Here is a 12,632-nt window from a genome sequence, read left to right as displayed (position 1 = left end):
GACCAGGGCGTCCCGGCCGGGCCCGCAGGACCCCGCCGGGTCAGCGCACGACGACCTCGGGGCCGGGGGCGTCGTCGTCGAGGTCGACCTCGACGCCCATCTCCTCGGCCAGCCGCAGGGCCTCCTCGATCAGGGTCTCCACGATCTGCGACTCGGGGACGGTCTTGATGACCTCGCCCTTGACGAAGATCTGGCCCTTGCCGTTGCCGGAGGCCACGCCCAGGTCCGCCTCGCGGGCCTCGCCGGGGCCGTTGACGACACAGCCCATGACCGCCACGCGCAGCGGGACCTTCAGCCCCTCCAGCCCGGCCTGGACCTGCTCGGCCAGGGTGTAGACGTCGACCTGGGCCCGGCCGCAGGACGGGCAGGAGACGATCTCCAGGCCGCGCTCGCGCAGGTTCAGCGACTCCAGGATCCCGATGCCGACCTTGATCTCCTCCACCGGCGGGGCCGACAGCGAGACCCGGATGGTGTCGCCGATGCCCTCCGCCAGCAGGGCGCCGAACGCCACGGCCGACTTGATCGTGCCCTGGAACGCCGGGCCCGCCTCGGTGACGCCGAGGTGGAGCGGGTAGTCGCACCTGGCCGCGAGCAGCCGGTAGGCCTGGATCATCACGACCGGGTCGTTGTGCTTGACCGAGATCTTGATGTCCCGGAAGCCGTGCTCCTCGAAGAGCGAGCACTCCCACAGCGCCGACTCCACCAGCGCCTCGGGGGTCGCCTTGCCGTACTTCTGCAGCAGGCGCGGGTCGAGCGAGCCGGCGTTGACGCCGATCCGGATCGGCACCCCGTGGTCGGCGGCGGCGCGCGCGATCTCGCCGACCTTGTCGTCGAACTTCTTGATGTTGCCCGGGTTGACCCGGACCGCCGCGCAGCCCGCCTCGATCGCGGCGAAGACGTACTTCGGCTGGAAGTGGATGTCGGCGATCACCGGGATCTGCGACTTCTTCGCGATGATCGGCAGCGCCTCGGCGTCGTCCTGGGACGGCACGGCGACCCGGACGATCTGGCAGCCCGACGCGGTCAGCGCGGCGATCTGCTGCAGGGTGGCGTTGACGTCGGCGGTGACCGTGGTGGTCATCGACTGCACCGAGACCGGCGCGTCACCTCCCACCGGCACGGAACCGACCATGATCTGACGGGAACGGCGTCGCTCGGCGATCGGCTTGGTCCTCACCGAGGGGATACCGAGAGCCACAGAAGTCATTTTCCCAGCCTTTTTGAAAAGTCGACGGCCGCTCCAGTCTAGGCAGTGGCGGTGAGCTCCCGCGCCCGGATCCGCGCCCATCCGTCGGCGGCGAGCACCTCCTCGACCGAACCGGCCTCGCCCGGGGCATGCTCGGCGACGACCGCGGCCACGGTGTCCAGGATGCCGGTGAACGGCAGCCGCCCGCCCAGGAACGCCTCCACGCAGACCTCGTTGGCCGCGTTGTAGACGGCCGGGGCCGTGCCGCCCGCGGAGCCGACGTGGCGGGCGAGCGCGACCGCGGGGAAGGCCTCGTCGTCCAGCGGCTCGAAGGTCCAGGTGTGGGCCCGGGTCCAGTCGACGGCGGGGGCCGCTCCGGCGACCCGCTCGGGCCAGCCGAGGGCGAGCGCGATGGGCAGCCGCATGTCCGGCGGGCTGGCCTGGGCGATGACCGACCCGTCGACGAACTCCACCATGGAGTGCACGACCGACTGCGGGTGGACCACGACGTCGATCCGGTCGAAGCCGACGTCGAAGAGCAGGTGGGCCTCGATGACCTCCAGGCCCTTGTTGACGAGTGTGGCCGAGTTCACGGTGATGACCGGCCCCATCGACCAGGTCGGGTGGGCCAGGGCCTGCTCCGGCGTCACCCCGCCGAGCTCCGCGCGGGACCGGCCGCGGAACGGCCCGCCGCTGGCGGTGACGATCAGCTTCCGTACGGCGGAGGCGTCGGGGCCGGTGGGGCCGGCCGCCCACAGGCACTGGGCGAGCGCGGCGTGCTCGGAGTCGACCGGGAGCAGCTGCCCGGGCTTGGCCAGGCGCTTGACCAGCGGCCCGCCGACGATCAGCGACTCCTTGTTGGCCAGCGCGAGCGTCCGGCCCGCCTCCAGCGCGGCCAGCGTCGAGGTCAGCCCGAGCGCGCCGGTGATGCCGTTGAGCACGGTGTCGCACGGCCAGGCGGCCGCCTCGGCGACCCCCTCGGGTCCGGCCAGGACCGTGGCGGTCACCCCGCGGGCGGCCAGGGCCTCCTTCAGCGCGGGCAGGGCCGCCGGGTCGGCCACGGCCACCGCCTCGGGCCGGAACTCGGCCGCCTGGCGGGCCAGCAGGTCGATCCGGCCGCCTCCGGCGGCGAGCGCCGCCACCCGGAACCTGCCGGGGTTGCGGGCGATGACGTCGAGGGACTGGGTCCCGACGGAGCCGGTCGAGCCGAGCAGGACGACGGAGCGGGTGATGTCTGTCTGCACCGTCCCATTCTCACGGACGTCCGGCGTGCGGCGGACCGGCCGGAATCCGTGACCGGAGAAACACACGATGAGAATCGTGATTTACGTCCGAATTCCGCCATATCAATAGTTGTAAAGCTTGAGAAATGCGGATATCCGGCGCACTAGCTTCCCGAGTCAGCATCCAGGTCTCGGGAGGTACACATGCGCCGCACGGCACGCCTCGTCCCCCTTCTCGCCCTCGTCACCGGAGGCGCCCTGCTCCCCCCGGTCGCCGCCCACGCCGCCGGAGGCCCCGCCGCGGCGCCCGCGACCCCCGCCCCCGTGGAGAAGGAGGCCGCCGACACGGGGACCGAACAGCGCGTCGTGCGGCGCTACTGGACCGAGGCGAAGATGGAGGCGGCCCGGCCGCTCGACGCCCTCGCCCCCCGGAAGAAGGGCGTCCGGCTCACCGGCTCCGCGGCCGCCGCGCAGTCCGCGGCCGCCCCGGTCACCGTTCCCCCGACCGCCCCGGGCGGGCGGGACGCCGCGGACGGCGGGAGCACGGCCGGCGACGGGGGCGCGGCCGCCGGCAGGAGCAGGGCGACCGCCCCGGCCCGGGCGGCCCGCGCCGTCGACGGCTCCCCCTGGACCCGCGGCGGAGCCGTCACCGGGACCGCCGGGCGGGTCTTCTTCACCTACCAGGGACGGAACGCCTCCTGCTCCGGCAACGCGGTGACCAGCGAGAACAGGAGCACGGTGATCACCGCCGGGCACTGCGTGAAGATGGGCGGCGCGTTCCACACCAACTGGGTCTTCGTGCCGGGCTACGACGGCGGCGAGCGGCCGCACGGCACCTGGGTGGCCACCACGCTCTACACCACCCCGCAGTGGAACGACGCCGAGGACATCGACCACGACGTGGCCGCCGCCGTGGTGGCCCCGCTGAACGGACGGCACCTGACCGACGTGGTCGGCGGCCAGGGCGTCGCCTTCAACCAGGCCCGCAGGCGGCAGATGCACGCCTTCGGCTACCCCGCCGCCGCCCCCTACGACGGCTCGGAGCTGGTCTACTGCAGCGGCCGGGCGTTCGACGACTTCCTGATGTCCCGCGACCTCGGGCTGAACTGCGACATGACGGGCGGGTCGAGCGGCGGACCGTGGTTCCTCGACTTCGACGAGGCCACCGGGCTGGGCACCCTGAACTCGGTGAACAGCTTCAAGTACGGCTTCGCGAGCGGCTGGATGTTCGGCCCCTACTTCGGCATGGAGGCCCAGGCCGTCTACCGGGCCGCCCAGGGCACCGACGCTCCGCAGCTTCACGCAAAGTAGCCACGCGGAAACCTGGGGTAGTGCAAACTCGGGGCCATGACCCCGAGCCTCGCCCTGCTTGCGGCCGCCCCCCTCGTCATCGGGCTGACGGGCGCCCCCCTCATCGGCGCGACCACCACCGAGCACGGACGCGGCCTCGCCGGCGTCGGCGTGGTGGCCGCGGCCCTCCTCCTGCCCCCCGCGCACGCCCCCGGCAGGGCCCTCCGGACCGGAGGGGGCACGGGCGGCCCCGACATCGTCGAGCACGCGGCCGCCCGCAGCGCGGCGGAGCAGCGGCGCGTGCTCGGCTACTGGACCCCCCGCCGGATGGCGGAGGCCGTCCCGCTCGGCCTCCTCGACACGCTCACCGGCGCCCTGGGCCCGGTCACGGCGCTCACCAGGCGGCCCGCCGGCGCACCGGGCCCCGCAGGCGCCGCGGACCCGACCGGCTCAGCGCCGCAGCGGCCGGCCGGCGCCGCGGGGCCGGGCCGCGCGCTACCAGGCCGGGCCGGGCCGGCCGCGGCCCCGACCGCAGCACCGGCCGCCGCGCGCCACCGGGCCGCCCCCGCCGGAGCCCCCGCCCGCCGCCGGGCCGCCGCCCCCGCCACCGCCGTGACCAGCGGGGCCCGCTGGACCGCGGGCGGCGCGGTGCGCAGCACCACCGGACGCGTGTTCCTCACCCTCAACGGGGTCGACTTCGTCTGCTCGGCGAGCTCGGTCCGGAGCGGGAACCGCGACCTCGTCGTCACCGCCGGGCACTGCGTCAAGGACGGGGCCGGCGCGTGGGCGGAGAACTGGACCTTCGTGCCCGGCTACGACCAGGGCAGCCAGCCGCACGGGCGCTTCACCGCCCGCCGCATGTTCGTCGCGGGCCCCTGGTCGCGCAGCGCGGACGACAGCCACGACCTGGCCATGGTCGCGCTCAACACCAGGAACGGCAGGCACCTCGCCGACGTGGTGGGCGCTCAGGAGATCGCCTTCGGCACGGCCCGCGGCCGCCACGCCTACGGCTTCGGCTTCCCCGTCGACCCGCCCTACGACGGCGAGCACATGATCTACTGCGCCGGACCGGTCCGCGAGGACCCGTACGGCCAGACCCGCGACCAGGGCCTGCGCTGCAACATGACGGCCGGGTCCAGCGGCGGTCCGTGGTTCAACGACTTCGACCCCGCGACCGGCCGCGGCACCATCACCTCGGTGAGCAGCTTCAAGTACAGCGACGACCACGGCACGATGTACGGCCCCTACTTCGGCGACACCGCCAAGGAGCTCTACCTCACGGCCCAGCGGTCCTGACCCGCTCCTCCGCCGCGCCCCCGTGCGGCCCCGCGCTCCGGAGCGCGGGGCCGTACGCCCACCGGAAGATCCCGGGGGGCCTACAGGCTCAGCCCGGTCAGGACCATGACCTTCTCGTAGGTGTAGTCGGCCATCGCCGAGCGGACGCCCTCGCGGCCGGTCCCGGACTCCTTGACGCCCCCGTAGGGCATCTGGTCGGCGCGGTAGGACGGCACGTCCCCGATGACCACGCCGCCGACCTCCAGCTCCCGGTTCGCCCGGAAGGCCAGGTCGAGGCTCCGGGTGAACACGCCGGCCTGCAGGCCGTACTTCGAGTCGTTGACCGCGGCGAAGGCCTCGTCCGGCCCGGAGACGCTCTGCACGACCATCACCGGGCCGAAGACCTCCTCGCAGGAGACCCTCGCCCCGGCGGGCGCGTCGGCCAGGACGGTCGGCGCGACGGTGGCGCCGTCGCGGGTGCCCCCGGTCAGCACGCGGGCCCCGCCGGCGACGGCCTCGGCGACCCACTGCTCGACCCGCTCGGCGGCCTCGGCGGAGACCAGCGGCCCGACCTGGGTCTTCTCGTCGGCCGGGTCCCCCGTCACCAGCGCCTCGACGGCCGGGACCAGCCGGGCCAGGAAGTCGTCCCGCACGGACTCCTCGACGATCACCCGCTGGACCGCGATGCAGCTCTGCCCGGCCTGGTAGTTGGAGAACAGCGCCACCCGGGAGGCGGCCCAGTCGAGGTCGGCGTCGGCCAGGACGACCGCGGCGGCGTTCCCGCCGAGCTCCAGGGTGACGTGCTTGCGCGGCACGCTTTCCATGATCGCGTAGCCGACCGGGCCGGAGCCGGTGAACGAGACCACCGGCAGGCGCGGGTCCTCGACCAGCGCGGCGGCGCGCTCGTTGGGCACCGGGAGCACGGAGAACATGCCCGCGGGCAGGTCCGTCTCGGCGAGGATCTCACCGAGCAGCAGCGCCGAGAGCGGCGTCGCGGGGGCGGGCTTGACGACGACCGGGGCGCCGACGGCGATGGCCGGAGCGACCTTGTGGGCGACCAGGTTGAGCGGGAAGTTGAACGGCGTGATCGCCAGGATCGGCCCGCGCGGGACGCGGGAGACGTAGGCGAGGCGACCGGCCGCGGCGGGCTCGGTGTCCAGGCGCATCGCCTCGCCGCCGGAGCGGCGGGTCTCCTCGGCGGCGAAGCGGAAGGTGGAGACCGCGCGACCGACCTCGCCCCGGGCCCAGAAGACCGGCTTGCCGTTCTCCTCGGTGATCAGGCGGGCGATCTCGTCGGCGCGCTCGGCCAGGCGGCGCGAGACGTGGGCCAGGGCCTCGGCCCGCACGTGGACGGGCAGGGCCGCGGCCTCCTTGCGCACGGCCTCCGCCGCGGCGACGGCCTCCTCGACCTGGTCCGGGGTCGGCACGGAGCAGACGCCGACGACGCGGCCGTCATGCGAGTTGGTCACGGTGAGCTCGGCGTCCCCGGTGGCGGGGCGGCCGGCGAGCCAGAAGGGGCGCACGTCCATGCCTCCGACGCTATGCCACCCCGCCGGGTCCGGCGCCCCTCCACTCCGCACAAGGCCTCTCGGCGGACGCGCCGATCCGGATAAAACGACCCATCTTGATTCCATCCTTAAAACAGGTTTATTGGCGATATTTCTGTCCGGCCAGCGGTTTGAACGATCTTCCCCGTGGCTAAGTCATTCGATGCGAGTCCCCCCGAGCGGAAAGGCGTGGCCCCATTGACCTCCTCGGTCCCGCTCGGGCTCCAGGGCGCCTACCTCTCCGGTGACCGCGCCGGACAGGACGAGCTCCGCGCCAAGCTCCTCGACGTGGCGAACCACCTGCTGCTCACCATCGGCCCGGAGAGCCTGTCGATGCGGCGCATCGCCACCGAGGCCGGCTGCTCCACCACCGTCATCTACACCATGTTCGGCAGCAAGGAGGGACTGGCCGAGGCGCTCTACCTGGAGGGCTTCGAGCGCTTCCGGCGCCGTCTGGAGGCCGTGCCCGCCCACCCCGACTCCCTGGAGCGCCTCACCGCGCTGGGCACCGCCTACCGGGAGGCCGCGCTGGCCGAGCCGGGTTACTACAGCCTGATGTTCGAGCGGGCCATCCCCGGTTTCACGCCCAGCGAGCGGGCCAGGACCCTGGCCCGGGCGGCGCTCAACATCTTCGACCGGGTGATCGCCGACTGCATCTCGGCGGGCCAGCTCGTCCCCACCCAGCCCCGCAGGATCGCCGACGTGCTCTGGTCCGCGGCCCAGGGGGCGATCAGTTTGGAACGTGCCGGGCACCTGCGCGACGGCTCCGCCTTCGACGCCGCCACCCGGGCCATCATCTACCGCTACCTCGTGACCGGCACCGGACGGCCGGACCTGCCGCGCGCCTTCTAGCCACCGGACGCCGAGACACCCGGACGCCGAGACACCGGACACCCACCGCCCGGACACCCACCGCCCGGACACCCACCGCCCGGACACCCGGCGCCGCCCGCCGGCCCCCGCTAGACGCTCAGCGCCACCCACAGCTCGGCGCGGACCGCCGGGTCGTCCAGGTCGCGGCCGAGCAGCTCGGCGACCCGGCGCATGCGGTAGCGCAGGGTGTGCCGGTGCACCCCCAGCCGCTGGGCCGCCGCGTCCCAGTGCCCGTTGCACGCCAGGTAGGCGCGGAGCGACTCCACCAGGTCGGCGCGGGAGCCGTACTCCCGCAGCGGGGCGAGCAGCGCCGAGGAGAACGCCGCGGCCGCACCGGCGTCCAGCAGCGCCAGCAGCCCCCGGCCCGCCAGGTCGGCGAAGCGCACGACCGGACCGGCCGGTCCCCGGGCCGAGGCGAGCGCCCGGTCGGCCTGCTCGATCCCGGTCCGCAGCTCCTCCGGGCCCACCGGCGCGCCGACCCCGAGCGGGCAGGCGCCGGCCCGGGCGGCGAGGGCGGCGGCCGCCTCCTCCGCCCCGGCCGCGGGGACGAGGACCAGCACCCGGTCGCCGTCGGCCACCGCGATCTCCTCCCCCGCCGCCTCCAGCGCCGCCTCGCGGTCGCCTCCGGCGGCCAGCACCACCAGCGGCCCGTCGGGGAACCGGTCGCCCAGCCGCTCCAGCGTCTCCCGGCCGGCCTCCACCTGGCCGGCCAGCAGCAGCCGGAGCGCCGCGGCGCGGACCCGGCGTTCGGCGGCCAGGTGCTCGCGGCCGTGCTCCAGCGCGAGGGTGAGCAGGGAACCCGCCGCGTTGACCACGGTGTGCTCGACCGGTGTGAACGGCTTGCCGAGGCCGACCGCGAAGAACCCCCCGGTGCGGCGCGCGCCGACCGGCTGGACGACGACGTGCTCCCCGGGGGTGGAGAAGGCCAGGCTGGCGGGGCTCCCGCCCTCCCGCGCGCGCCCGCGCAGGCGGCCGAGCTCGGGCAGGATCCCGCCGACGGCGGCCGCGCCCCGCCCCGCCGCGTGCCGTACGGCTCCCGCCTCGTCGAGCAGGACCGCCCAGCCGCCCAGCTCGCGGGCGAGGCGGTCGACCACGGCCCGCGCCCCCTCGGGCCGCAGCGCCGCGCGGGTCAGGCGGCCCTGCGCGGCGAAGGCCCGGGTGATCTCCTCGTACTGCTCGGCGGCGAGCAGGTCGCTGACCGCCTTGCCGATCGCGACGAACGGGGTCTCGCGCGGCACCTCCAGCAGCGGCAGCCCCGCCCGGTCCGCGGCGGCCAGCAGCTCGGCGGGGATCTCCCCGTGCCCCAGGCCGACGCCGAACCCCAGCCCGCTGACCCCGCGGGCGACCAGGCGCCCGACGTACGGCCCGGCGCCCGCGGCGTCCAGCCGCATGCCGGTGGTCAGCACGAGCTCGCCGCCCTCCAGGAACGGGGTGGGGTCCTCCAGCTCGCTGACCGCGACCCAGCGCACCGGCCGGTCGAGCGCGTCGCGGCCGGTGAGCACGGAGAGGCCGAGCGGCGCCCGGTGCACGACGGTGCGGAGCGTCGGAGCCACGGTGACCTTCCCTTTTTGTACGTCACGGCCATATCGGTCCCGGTGATTTTGCCATAGTGCATCATCGGCACGTCGGCCCGGCCCGCATACCGTCACAGCATGAGCACCGTCACCCAGGGCGGCCCGTCCCTCCCCCAGGAGCGCCGCGTCGTCACCGAGATCCCCGGTCCGAGGTCCCGCGAGCTGTTCGCGCGCAAGCAGTCGGCCGTCCCGCCGGGCATCGGCACGACGCTGCCGGTCTTCGTGACCCACGCGGGCGGCGGTGTCGTCGTCGACGCCGACGGCAACTCCCTGATCGACTTCGGCTCGGGCATCGCGGTGACGAGCGTCGGCAACTCCGCGCCGCGCGTGGTCGAGCGGGTGCAGCGGCAGGCCGCGGACTTCACGCACACCTGCTTCATGGTCACCCCGTACGAGTCGTACGTGCAGGTCGCCGAGAAGCTCAACGAGATCACCCCCGGTGACCACGCCAAGCGCACCTTCCTGCTCAACAGCGGCGCCGAGGCCGTGGAGAACGCGGTCAAGGTCGCCCGGCACGCCACCGGCCGCCCGGCGGTCGTGGTCTTCGACCACGGCTACCACGGCCGGACCCTGCTGACGATGTCCCTGACGGCCAAGAACATGCCGTACAAGCACCGTTTCGGACCGTTCGCCCCCGAGGTCTACCGGGTGCCGCTGGCCTACCCGTTCCGCTGGCCCACGGGTGCGGAGAACTGCGCGCAGGAGGCGGCGGCGCAGGCCATCGACCAGATCGACAAGCAGGTCGGCGCCGGGAACGTGGCGGCGGTCGTGATCGAGCCGATCGCCGGCGAGGGCGGCTTCATCGAGCCGGCCAGGGGCTTCCTGCCGCGGATCGCCGAGTACTGCCGGGCGAACGGCATCGTCTTCATCGCCGACGAGGTGCAGACCGGCTTCGCCCGCACCGGCCACCTGTTCGCCTGCGAGGACGAGGGCATCGTCCCCGACATCATCGTCACCGCCAAGGGAATCGCGGGCGGCCTGCCGCTGGCCGCCGTCACCGGGCGGGCCGAGCTCCTCGACAGGGTGCACGTCGGCGGCCTGGGCGGCACCTACGGCGGCAACCCGCTGGCCTGCGAGGCGGCGCTCGGGGTGCTGGAGACCATCGAGGCCGAGGACCTGGTCGGCAGGGCCCGCCGGATCGGCGAGGTCATGCTGCCCCGTCTGCGGGCCCTCGCCGAGCGGGCCCCGATCGTCGGCGACGTGCGCGGCCGGGGCGCCATGACCGCCATCGAGCTGGTCGTCCCGGGCACTCTGGAGCCGCACCCCACCGCCGCGGCCGAGATCGCCAGGCGCTGCCACGCCGAGGGCCTGCTCGTGCTGACCGCGGGCACCTACGGCAACGTGCTGCGTTTCCTGCCTCCGCTGGTCATGCCCGAGCACCTGCTCCAGGAGGCGCTGGAGATCCTGGAGAAGGCGGTCTGCGAGGTCTGACCGTTTATCACGATCCAGAAGGGGCACCCGGCTTGATGCCGTGTGCCCCTTTTTGTCGTCGCTCAACCCCCTCCCGGGAGGCGATTTAACCGCAGCTTGGGACTCAGCAAAGCGATCACTGAGGGTGGCGGGGTTATAACGGTTCCGACGGGAGACTGCGTGATCAGGACGGGAAGCGCGATGCACTGGAGGCCGACCGCGACGGCACGGCTCATTATGTTCGACCCCGAGGGCCTGACCCCCGCCCAGTGCGAGGGGGACGCCTGCGTGGCCTGCCACAAGCGGTGGCCCCGCCCCAGGGTCCGGATCGGCCGCCTCCCCAGCGAAGCGGTGCTGTTCGCCTGCCCGGACTGCGCGGAGGCACTGCTCCCGCAGCGGGCGGGCAACGTCTACCCCCTGTCCCGCAGCGTGGCCTTCTCCTGACGGGCCCGGGAGGAACCCGGAGAAGGCGGCGCCCTCCCCCGCCGGAGCGGGGAAGGGCACGGTGGTGTGCAGGGCCTACTTGGTGAAGCCGACCGCCGTCCAGTCCTTCGGGTCGGCGAAACCGAAGGAGCCGTAGTTGGCCAGGTTCTTCTTGGCTCCGTAGATGTCCGGGCGCTGGTACAGCGGGATGGTGTGGACCAGGTCCCAGATCAGCTTGTCGGCCTGGTTGCCCAGCTCGATGGCCTTCTGCGGGTCCATCTCACCGGCCGCCTGGTCGATCAGGGCGTCGAGCTCGGGGGTGCCGGTGCGCGGGAAGTTGCTGCCGTAGTTGTCCGGCCCCGTCGGCGTCTTGTAGATCTGCGGCAGGGAGGTGTTCGGGAAGGGCGTGCCCAGCCAGGAGAACGGCACCAGGTCGAAGTTGCCGGGGATGATGTAGTCGTCGAAGAACTTGTCGTCCGGGACCGCCTCCACGGTGACCTTGACGCCGATCTCCTTCAGCATCGCCTGGGTGAGCTCACCCTCCTGCTTGGCCACGGGCAGCGAGGCCGGGACGGTGAAGCGGACGGCGAACTCCTTGCCGTCCTTCTTGCGGTACTCGCCCTCCTGCTTCCAGCCGGCGGCCTCCAGCAGCTGCTTGGCCTTTTCCGGGTTGTACTTGCCGACCTCGCCGGAGTTGTCCACGTAGCCCTTGTGGGTGTTCATGTACAGGTGGTTGCCGAGCGTCTGGATCGGCCAGTCCATGTCCTTGAGGTCGGACGCGGCGATCGTCTCGCGGTTGATGCCCATCGCGACGGCCTGGCGGACCGACTTGTCCTTCAGCAGCTCGCTGGAGCCGTTGACGGTGATGTGGCGCCAGTTCGGGGCCGCGGCCTTGCGGACGTCGGAGTTCGCCACCTCCTTGACCCGCTTGAGGCCGGCGGCGTCGCCCGCGGCGATCTCGACCGCGTCGAGCTCGCCGTTGACGAAGGCGTTGATCGTCGCACCGGTCTCCATGGCGCGGAAGATCACCTTGTCGAGCTTGGCCTTGCGGCCCCACCACTTGTCGTCGCGGACCAGGGTCACGGCCTTGGTGGTCTCGTTGATGGACTCGACCTTGAACGGGCCGGCGGTGACGGGGATCTTGCCGACCCAGCCCTTGTTGAAGACCTCGGGGTCGCCGTTGGTGGAGGCCGGGTAGAGCGGCGCGAACATGCCCTTCCAGTCCGGGTACTGCTTGGCGAAGGTCACCACGACGTCCTTGTCGGTGGCGCCCTTCTCCACCGACTCGACCCGGTCGTAGCCGTCGGTCGAGGAGACCTGGTACTTCTTGTCCTCGCCGTTCAGGGCCTTCCACTGCGCCTGGAAGTCCTTGTAGGTGATCGGCGTCCCGTCCGACCAGGTCGCCTTCTCGTGGATCTTGTAGGTGACGACCTGGGTCTCGCCCTGCAGCTCCATCTTCCACTCGGTGACGTAGTCCGGGTGGTTGACGACGTCGGCCTTGTCGTCGGAGAGGAAGGCGTTCGGCATGAGCGCCTCCATCACCTGGTCGGTGTTGTCGTGGGTGCCGTTGACCTGGTTGTAGTTCCAGTTCGCCTGCCACGAGCTGGTGGCCAGGGTCACGGTGCCGCCCTCGGCGACCTGCTCGTAGGCGACCGGGTTGATGGAGATGCCCGGCAGCTGGGCGGCGGCCTGCTGGGCCTCCTTGGCGGCCTCGGTCGAACCGGCCTTGGGCTTGTCCGCGGCACCGCCGCCGCAGGCGGTGAGGGCCAGGGCCAGGAGCGCGGCCCCGGCGGCGGCCTTGTGGGCGACCTTCACGTGTTCCTCCAGGGAA

At 73.1% G+C, this 12,632-nt stretch carries 10 protein-coding genes; 5 read left to right on the top strand and 5 right to left on the bottom strand.

The features are described from left to right. Positions 1 to 40: 40 nt before the first annotated feature. Positions 41 to 1,207 (bottom strand): flavodoxin-dependent (E)-4-hydroxy-3-methylbut-2-enyl-diphosphate synthase, encoded by a 1,167-nt coding sequence (ispG, locus tag IEZ06_RS11840; protein WP_189236742.1) that lies wholly within the window; start codon positions 1,205 to 1,207, stop codon positions 41 to 43. A 38-nt stretch (positions 1,208 to 1,245) separates the two neighbouring features. Further along, positions 1,246 to 2,430 carry a 1-deoxy-D-xylulose-5-phosphate reductoisomerase gene (dxr, locus tag IEZ06_RS11835; RefSeq protein ID WP_189236741.1) on the bottom strand — a complete coding sequence of 395 codons (1,185 nt, stop codon included), beginning with the start codon at positions 2,428 to 2,430 and terminating at the stop codon, positions 1,246 to 1,248. Between the two features lie 183 nt (positions 2,431 to 2,613). On the opposite strand from dxr, the gene IEZ06_RS11830 reads away from it, so the two are divergent. Then, positions 2,614 to 3,720 (top strand): trypsin-like serine peptidase, encoded by a 1,107-nt coding sequence (locus IEZ06_RS11830; RefSeq protein ID WP_189236740.1) that lies wholly within the window; start codon positions 2,614 to 2,616, stop codon positions 3,718 to 3,720. A gap of 36 nt (positions 3,721 to 3,756) precedes the next feature. After that, complete coding sequence (locus tag IEZ06_RS37160) at positions 3,757 to 4,995, top strand: trypsin-like serine peptidase (RefSeq protein ID WP_268245593.1); 1,239 nt, start codon at positions 3,757 to 3,759, stop codon at positions 4,993 to 4,995. Positions 4,996 to 5,075: 80 nt separating this feature from the next. On the opposite strand, the gene IEZ06_RS11820 is transcribed toward IEZ06_RS37160, so the two are convergent. Then, entirely contained in the window at positions 5,076 to 6,503 is a 1,428-nt protein-coding gene (locus IEZ06_RS11820; RefSeq protein WP_189236739.1) for an aldehyde dehydrogenase family protein, read from the bottom strand. Between the two features lie 216 nt (positions 6,504 to 6,719). Between IEZ06_RS11820 and IEZ06_RS11815 the strand changes: the two genes are divergently transcribed. Then, complete coding sequence (locus IEZ06_RS11815; protein WP_189236738.1) at positions 6,720 to 7,373, top strand: TetR/AcrR family transcriptional regulator; 654 nt, start codon at positions 6,720 to 6,722, stop codon at positions 7,371 to 7,373. A 110-nt stretch (positions 7,374 to 7,483) separates the two neighbouring features. On the opposite strand, the gene IEZ06_RS11810 is transcribed toward IEZ06_RS11815, so the two are convergent. Beyond that, positions 7,484 to 8,947 (bottom strand): PucR family transcriptional regulator, encoded by a 1,464-nt coding sequence (locus IEZ06_RS11810; protein WP_189236737.1) that lies wholly within the window; start codon positions 8,945 to 8,947, stop codon positions 7,484 to 7,486. Between the two features lie 99 nt (positions 8,948 to 9,046). Here IEZ06_RS11810 and gabT point away from each other — a divergent pair, with 99 nt between their 5' ends. Next, positions 9,047 to 10,399, top strand: coding sequence for a 4-aminobutyrate--2-oxoglutarate transaminase (gabT, locus tag IEZ06_RS11805; protein ID WP_189236736.1), 1,353 nt, complete (start codon positions 9,047 to 9,049; stop codon positions 10,397 to 10,399). A 159-nt stretch (positions 10,400 to 10,558) separates the two neighbouring features. Further along, positions 10,559 to 10,822 carry a hypothetical protein gene (locus IEZ06_RS11800; protein WP_307811679.1) on the top strand — a complete coding sequence of 88 codons (264 nt, stop codon included), beginning with the start codon at positions 10,559 to 10,561 and terminating at the stop codon, positions 10,820 to 10,822. A gap of 75 nt (positions 10,823 to 10,897) precedes the next feature. Here IEZ06_RS11800 and IEZ06_RS11795 read toward each other — a convergent pair whose 3' ends face one another. Further along, on the bottom strand, positions 10,898 to 12,616 hold the full coding sequence (locus IEZ06_RS11795; RefSeq protein ID WP_189236735.1) for an ABC transporter family substrate-binding protein: 1,719 nt from the start codon (positions 12,614 to 12,616) through the stop codon (positions 10,898 to 10,900). Positions 12,617 to 12,632 lie beyond the last annotated feature (16 nt).

Origin of the sequence: Planomonospora antibiotica (assembly GCF_014647955.1) — a bacterium.
Taxonomy (GTDB): Bacteria; Actinomycetota; Actinomycetes; order Streptosporangiales; family Streptosporangiaceae; genus Planomonospora; species Planomonospora parontospora.
This window is presented reverse-complemented; position numbering and strand designations above follow the sequence as displayed.

Bases quoted from the DNA above. Each gene is read 5' to 3' on its own strand.
- gabT (WP_189236736.1), top strand. From the start codon at position 9,047: ATGAGCACCGTCACCCAGGGCGGCCCGTCCCTCCCCCAGGAGCGCCGC.
- IEZ06_RS11820 (WP_189236739.1), bottom strand. From the start codon at position 6,503: ATGGACGTGCGCCCCTTCTGGCTCGCCGGCCGCCCCGCCACCGGGGAC.
- IEZ06_RS11830 (WP_189236740.1), top strand. From the start codon at position 2,614: ATGCGCCGCACGGCACGCCTCGTCCCCCTTCTCGCCCTCGTCACCGGA.
- ispG (WP_189236742.1), bottom strand. From the start codon at position 1,207: ATGACTTCTGTGGCTCTCGGTATCCCCTCGGTGAGGACCAAGCCGATC.
- IEZ06_RS37160 (WP_268245593.1), top strand. From the start codon at position 3,757: ATGACCCCGAGCCTCGCCCTGCTTGCGGCCGCCCCCCTCGTCATCGGG.